Origin of the sequence: Amycolatopsis sp., from assembly GCF_036008905.1 — a bacterium.
GTDB lineage: Bacteria > Actinomycetota > Actinomycetes > Mycobacteriales > Pseudonocardiaceae > Amycolatopsis.
The window spans coordinates 1-5,884 of sequence record NZ_DASYMU010000102.1 but is presented as its reverse complement, the minus strand read 5'-3'; the positions used below and the strand labels follow the sequence as shown (position 1 = coordinate 5,884).

Sequence of the window (5,884 nt, the reverse complement as noted above, 5' to 3'; positions counted from 1 at the left end):
CTAGATGATTGATTCCGTGAAGGTCACGTGAAGTGACCCGGTTCGGGGCGTAAGAGGAGGGTGTCCAAGATCAATGTGTGAGCAAAGATCTAGACACCCTCCTGACCGCACTCTACGTGTTCGTTGACGACTGCGTGGTCCTACCTCGTACCGGCCGTGGCCGTCGGCCGGAGTTGACTGATAGTGAATTGATCTGTCTTGCAGTGGGCCAGGTGCTGCTGCGTTTCGACGGTGAACGCCGTTGGATCCGGCATATTCACAGCGCCCCGCAGTGGCGGAGTATGTTCCCCCGCCTGCCGGGACAGTCCGGTTACAACAAACGACTGAGGACCGCGTATCCGTTGGTGTGCAAGACGATCCTCGCGTTGGCCGCGTGCTGCCCATCCTTCTTCGATGACCTGTGGATCACCGACGCGACCCCGGTGCCGTGCGGCATGTCGAAGGAAACGGTGAAACGTTCAGAGCTGTCGGGGCACGCCAACTACGGCTACTGCGCGTCACACTCCCGGTGGTACTGGGGCCTGAAACTGTACCTGGTGTGCACCGGGGACGGCATGCCCATCATGTGGTGCCTGGCAGACCCCAAAATCGGGGAACGCGAGGTGCTCGCGGCACTGCTGGACAACAACCACCACCTCATCGGTGAACGCCAAATCCTATTGGCAGACAAAGGTTTCTCCGGCGAGGAGTTCCAGGCACTCACCGAGTCGATGACACTGCGCCTGCTGCGCCCGGACCGCAAGGACGAGACCTACCGCAACGGCAACCTCGGCGGCGTACGACAGTGGATCGAGTCGGTCAACCAGACTCTCAAAAACCAACTCGGTCTCGAACGGCATGCCGGGCGCACCCCAGCAGGAGTGTTCATCCGTGTCGCACAGCGCCTGCTGGCCCTGGCCGCAGGCATCTGGCACAACTGGCAAACCGGCGTGACCAGCAAACGATCACTGATCGCCTTCGATCACTAACACCAACTTCACGGAATCAATCATCTAGACTCGGCACAACCACGTTTCACGACGACCTGAGGAGGACGGTGCTCACGATCGGCCAGCTCGCCGCGACCGCCGGCGTGACCGTGCGCACCGTTCGCCACTACCACCACTTCGGCCTGTTGCCCGAGCCCGAGCGCGATGCCTCCGGCTACCGCCGCTACAGCGCTCAAGCGGCGGTGGACCTCATCCGGATCAGGACCCTCGCCGATACCGGTGTTCCGCTGGCCCGTATCGACGCGCTGCCGCACGCACAGCCGACCGAGTTCGCCTCGGCCATCACCGACATCGACGCCGAATTGCGGCGCAAGATCGACCAGCTCACCGATTACCGCCGCCGGATCGCTGAATTGGCCAGCGGCGAAAGGCTTGTCCTGCCTCCCGAGGTGGTCGCCATCCTGGACCGGATGCGCGGTCTCGGGGTCAGCGAACTGAGGGTACGACTGGAGCGCGACTCGTGGATCCTGATGCAGGCACTGGATCCGCACGTCATGCCGCAGCGGATACGGGACAAGAACGCAGGCTTCGACGACCCCGAGACGACGCGCCTGTATCTCGCCTGTGATCAATCAGTCGACTGGGATCCGCACGATCCACGCGTGGACCGGCTCATCGATGACATGGACGCATGGGAGATCAAACACGAACACGACAGCAGCCAGTCAGGGTATCTGAAGCTGGTCACTTCCCGGATCTCCGAGGCATCACCAGCATGGCAACGCATCATCGATGCGCTCGCCCACCGGGCCCAACGGCGCCGAACCGCCGGGCACGGCAGACGCACGGGCTTGAGCGAGGTCGCGCAATAGTCCGGAATCGCGAATGCTGGGCGCAGGGAGTACATCTCGCGGTTGCCGTCACCGCCGCTGGCCGCGCTCGTCGACGACTTCTATTACCTGGCAGGCATCCCGCCCTATCCGCGACTCACGATTCCGCCCACGCCGTCGGCGCTACTCGTCGTCAACCTCGGCGACCCGTTCCGGATCACACTCCGGTGGTGCCGAAGACTTCGTGGACGGCTGCGTGTGGGGGATGCGGGAGTGAGCAGGACCAACCTCGCGAGTCGGTTCAAGGCGGAGGTTGCCCATCGGGCCGGGTTCTACAACCAGCCCCACTTCACTCACGAGATGCAGCGATTCACCGGGCTCACGCCCACGGCGTACCTCGAGAGGCGCCGCCGTTTCGCCGCGGAGCATGGCGACAGCGCGTGTGGCCGCCGGCGATGTCGGCGGACAGGTATTCGAGGCCGGGCTCGTCGACGAGGTCGCCCTCGACGTGGTGCCGGTGGTGTTCGGGACGGGCAAGCGCTACTTCGGCCGGCTCTCCCACCCAGGTCATGCTCGAGAACCCCGACGACGTCGTCGTGGGCGACCGCGTCCTCCACCCGCGCTTCCGAGTCCGCAAGTGAGCCCGCTCGACGGCCTCGTCAAACGTTGATCTCAGCGCCAGCCGAGCTCGGGCGCCACGTGGGTGAGGATGTTCTCCAGCACATGGGCGTTGTAGTCGACCCCGAGCTGGTTCGGGACGGTCAGCAGCAGGGTGTCCGCGGCCTGGATGGCCTCGTCTTCCTTGAGCTGCCTGACCAGCACGTCCGGCTCGGCGGCGTATGAGCGTCCGAAGATCGCCCTGGTCTGCTCATCGATCATGCCGATCTGGTCCTGCGAGTTACGGTCGCGGCCGAAGTAGGCCCGGTCCAGGTCGTTGGTCAGGGCGAAGATGCTCCGGCTGATCGACACACGCGGCTCTCGCGCGTGGCCCGCCTCTTTCCACGCCTGGCGGTAGGCCTCGATCTGCTTGCGCTGCTGGACGTGCAACGGCTCGCCCGTCTCGTCGAACTTGAGCGTGGAGCTCTGCAGGTTCATTCCCAGCTTCGCGGCCCAGGCGCCGGTGGCGTTCGAGGCGGAGCCCCACCAGATGCGCTCGCGCAGACCCTCGGAGTACGGCTCGAGCCGCAGCAGCCCCGGCGGGTTGGCGAACATCGGCCGCGGGCTCGGCTGCGCGAAACCCTCACCCTCGATCACCTTCAGGAAAACCTCGGTGTGCCGGCGGGCCATTTCCGCGTCGGTCTCGCCCTCCAGCGGGGCGAATCCGAAATGACGCCAGCCATCGACCACCTGCTCCGGGGAGCCCCGGCTGATGCCGAGCTGAAGCCTGCCACTGGAGATGAGGTCGGCGGCACCGGCGTCTTCGGCCATGTACATCGGGTTTTCGTAGCGCATGTCGATCACACCGGTGCCGATCTCGATCTTCGACGTGCGTGCGCCGATAGCCGAGAGCAGCGGGAACGGACTACCCGCCTGGCGCGCGAAGTGGTGCACGCGGAAGTACGCGCCGTCCACGCCGAGCTCCTCGGCAGCGACCGCCAGGTCAATGGACTGGTGCAGGAAGTCGGCGGCGGACCGGGTTTCGGAGTGCGCGTCCGGCGACCAGTGGCCGAACGACAGGAATCCAATCTTCTTCACGGAACGTCCAAGCGTCCGGCGGTCACGTTTGATTCCCCGCCGTGGCACGACCGTGAGCAGGGCAACCGACCGGTACTTTCCTTGTGCCTGCGCTCGACCACTTGCGGGGAGCGCCGCTCGAGGTGGTGGGCAGCGGACTCCGTTCGTGGCACGGAAAGATCCCGGTCGTGTATCTTGCACTCAAGGTCGAGAGGCGCTGCGACGGACGATCGGTCCGCCACGCTCGGCCTGAATTTCCTGCTGAAGGGCGCCTCCCACCAACGGGAGGCAGCCCATGGACACGAATTCCCAAGCTGGGTCCGAAGCTCGCCTTCGCGAGTTGCTCGGTCAGCGCGTGGCGGTGCTCGACGGCGCCTGGGGCACGATGCTCCAAGGAGCCGGGCTCACCCCCGACGACTACCGCGGCGACCGGTTCGGTGACCACACCCACGACGTCACCGGCGACCCCGACCTGCTCAACATCACCCGGCCGGACGTCATCCTCGACGTGCACCGGCAATACCTGGCCGCGGGCGCGGACATCACCACCACCAACACGTTCACCGCCACCAGCATCGGCCAGGCGGACTACGGCCTGCAGTCCCACGTGCGCGAGATGAACGTGCGCGGCGCCCAGCTGGCGCGCCAGGCCGCCGACGAAGCGGGCGGCCGGTTCGTCGCCGGGTCGATCGGCCCGCTCAACGTCACGCTCTCGCTGTCGCCAAAGGTGGAGGACCCGGCCTACCGCGCGGTGACCTTCGACGAGGTCCGCGCCGCCTACGCCGAGCAGATCGCCGCGCTGGTCGAAGGCGGGGTGGACCTCCTGCTCGTCGAGACGATCTTCGACACGCTCAACTGCAAGGCCGCCATCGCCGCCGCGCGCGACGTCGCCCCTGACCTGCCGCTGTGGATCTCGGTCACCATCGTCGACCTGTCCGGGCGGACGCTGTCCGGGCAGACTGTCGAGGCGTTCTGGACCTCCATCGAGCACGCCCGCCCGATGGTCGTCGGAGTGAACTGTTCGCTGGGCGCCGAGGAGATGCGCCCCCACGTCGCCGAGCTGTCCCGCTTCGCCGACACCTACACCGCCAGCCATCCCAACGCCGGTCTGCCGAACGCGTTCGGTGGCTACGACCAGACTCCCGACGAGACCGGTGCGCTGCTCGGCGAGTTCGCCGGCGCCGGCATGGTCAACATCGTCGGTGGCTGCTGCGGCACCACTCCCGCCCACATCGCGCGGATCGCCGCCGCGGTGGCCGACCTGCCGCCCCGGCCCGTCCCCGCCCCGCCCGGCCGGACCCGGTTCAGCGGGCTCGAGCCCTTCGACATCGGCGCGGACACCGGGTTCGTCCTGATCGGCGAGCGCACCAACGTGACCGGCTCGAAGCGGTTCCGGCGCCTGATCGAAGCGGGTGACCACCAGGCCGCCGTCGACGTCGCGCTCGAGCAGGTCCGCGGCGGGGCCAACCTGCTCGACGTCAACATGGACGCCGACCTGCTCGACAGCGTGCAGGCGATGACGACGTTCCTCAACCTGATCGCGACCGAGCCCGAGGTCGCCCGGATCCCGGTGATGATCGACAGCTCGCGGTGGAGCGTGCTGGAGGCCGGGCTCAAATGCGTCCAGGGCAAGGGCGTGGTCAACTCGATCAGCCTCAAGGAAGGCGACGAGCCGTTCCTCGCGCAGGCCCGCCTGATCCGGGACTACGGCGCCGGCGTGATCGTGATGGCCTTCGACGAGCAGGGGCAGGCCGACACCGCCGAGCGCAAGGTGTCGATCTGCGGGCGGGCGTACGACCTGCTGACCCAGCAGGCCGGGTTCCCCGCCGACGACATCGTCTTCGACCCCAACATCCTCGCCGTCGCCACCGGTATCGCCGAGCACAACGGCTACGCCAAGGCGTTCCTCGACGCGCTGCCGCTGATCAAGCAGCGCTGCCCCGGCGCGCATATCAGCGGCGGCATCTCGAACCTGTCGTTCTCCTTCCGCGGCAACGACATCGTCCGTGAGGCGATGCACTCGGCGTTCCTGTACTACGCCGTGAGCGCCGGGCTGGACATGGGCATCGTCAACGCCGGGCAGCTCGCGGTCTACCAGGACATCCCGGCGGACCTGCTCGAACTCGTCGAGGACGTGCTCTTCGACCGGCGCGAGGACGCCACGGACCGGCTGGTCACCTTCGCCCAGAACGTCAAGGGCAGCGGCACCCAGCGGGTGGTGGACCTCGTCTGGCGAGAAAACACCGTGGAGGCCCGGCTTTCGCACGCGCTCGTGCACGGCATCGTCGACTTCATCGAGGCCGACACCGAGGAGGCGCGGCTCGCCTACACGCGCCCGATCGAGGTGATCGAGGGGCCGCTCATGCGCGGCATGGGCGTCGTCGGCGACCGCTTCCAGGACGGCCGCATGTTCCTGCCCCAGGTCGTCAAGAGCGCGCGCGTGATGAAGCA

The 5,884-nt window shown here is 66.8% G+C and carries 4 protein-coding genes and 1 pseudogene; 4 read left to right on the top strand and 1 reads right to left on the bottom strand.

Annotated features, from left to right (window positions below; all coding sequences use genetic code 11):
* The first annotated feature begins 77 nt into the window (after positions 1-77).
* From VGP60_RS18980 to VGP60_RS18970, 3 genes and pseudogenes are all read left to right on the top strand, one after another.
* A complete protein-coding gene (locus VGP60_RS18980; protein ID WP_327549363.1) occupies positions 78-968 on the top strand; it encodes an IS982 family transposase in 891 nt (296 codons plus the stop codon).
* A 68-nt stretch (positions 969-1,036) separates the two neighbouring features.
* A complete protein-coding gene (locus tag VGP60_RS18975) occupies positions 1,037-1,801 on the top strand; it encodes a MerR family transcriptional regulator (protein ID WP_327549362.1) in 765 nt (254 codons plus the stop codon).
* Positions 1,802-2,201: 400 nt separating this feature from the next.
* A pseudogene (locus VGP60_RS18970) lies at positions 2,202-2,400 on the top strand (dihydrofolate reductase); the annotation flags it as partial.
* Positions 2,401-2,431: 31 nt separating this feature from the next.
* Here the strand turns inward: VGP60_RS18970 and VGP60_RS18965 are convergent.
* The gene (locus tag VGP60_RS18965; protein WP_327549361.1) at positions 2,432-3,454 is read right to left on the bottom strand and encodes an LLM class flavin-dependent oxidoreductase; all 1,023 of its coding nucleotides are present in this window, start codon (positions 3,452-3,454) and stop codon (positions 2,432-2,434) included.
* 274 nt (positions 3,455-3,728) lie between these two features.
* Between VGP60_RS18965 and VGP60_RS18960 the strand changes: the two genes are divergently transcribed.
* On the top strand, positions 3,729-5,884 hold a 2,156-nt coding region (locus VGP60_RS18960), incomplete at its 3' end, for a homocysteine S-methyltransferase family protein (RefSeq protein ID WP_327549360.1).